The organism is Streptomyces sp. NPDC058000 (assembly GCF_042886435.1).
Classification (GTDB): Bacteria; Actinomycetota; Actinomycetes; order Streptomycetales; family Streptomycetaceae; genus Streptomyces.
The window spans coordinates 373-1,087 of sequence record NZ_JBHVQS010000144.1 but is presented as its reverse complement, the minus strand read 5'-3'; the positions used below and the strand labels follow the sequence as shown (position 1 = coordinate 1,087).

General features: G+C 68.5%; 1 protein-coding gene and 1 pseudogene. Both read right to left on the bottom strand.

Translation table 11 applies throughout. From position 1 onward, the window contains the following. Nucleotides 1-5: 5 nt before the first annotated feature. The gene (locus ACFVT2_RS43455) at nt 6-407 is read right to left on the bottom strand and encodes a hypothetical protein (protein WP_387459242.1); all 402 of its coding nucleotides are present in this window, start codon (nt 405-407) and stop codon (nt 6-8) included. Next, nucleotides 404-715 (bottom strand): annotated as a pseudogene (locus ACFVT2_RS43450) (ParA family protein); the annotation flags it as partial. The pseudogene ACFVT2_RS43450 and the gene ACFVT2_RS43455, both read right to left, overlap by 4 nt.

Below are 715 nucleotides of genomic sequence, written 5' to 3'. Positions count from 1 at the left end.
TCAGTTCACCGGATGCGACGGAGGAGTGCCCTTCGGGTCGGTTCGTGCTCCATTCCGAGCCGGATCAGCTCCCGGAAAACCTCGGCCTTGTCCAGGGCGCGGCGTCCGGCGTCGTCGCGAAGCTCCAAAACGAACCGGTCGATCGCGCTCGACTCCTCGGGGTCGAACCGGATCGTCGTCGGGATCGCGTCGGCGGCTGCGGGCGGGGGCTTGTGGCCCCCACGGGTCCGCCCAGGCCGGGACGGAGGACGGACCCGTCGCTCCTCCTTGTGCTCGTGCTCCTGGTCCTCCTCGCGCTCAGGTGCGGACGCGGTCTTGTCGCGTCGCAACCCCTGGAGCCTGGCCCAGTCGCCGGTGAGGCCGCCCATGTCCGGCGGGGGCTGAGAGCTGTTCCGCGGTGCGTTCATGCGGCCAGCACCACCTTTGCCAGGTCGCGGAACCACTGCGATGCCTCGCACTTCGCGTCGTACTCCAGGACGGGCACCTTGGCCCGCCATGCCTTGCGGATGTCGGTGCGCTTCTTGATCTCAGCGATGACGGGCGGTTGGCCCAGGTTCCGGAACGCTTCGAGCATGCTGCTCACGATCTCGCCGTCCCGGGTGTCGAACCGCGTGGGGATCAGGCCGAGGATGTCGATGTCCACGTCCATGTCCTGGCTCAGGATCGCCACCTGACGCAGCAGCAGTCGCAGCGCCCGGATGCTGGAGTCTTCCGC

What these genes read in the sequence shown, in the direction of transcription:
- ACFVT2_RS43455 (WP_387459242.1), bottom strand. Translation starts at nt 407, where the DNA reads ATGAACGCACCGCGGAACAGCTCTCAGCCCCCGCCGGACATGGGCGGC.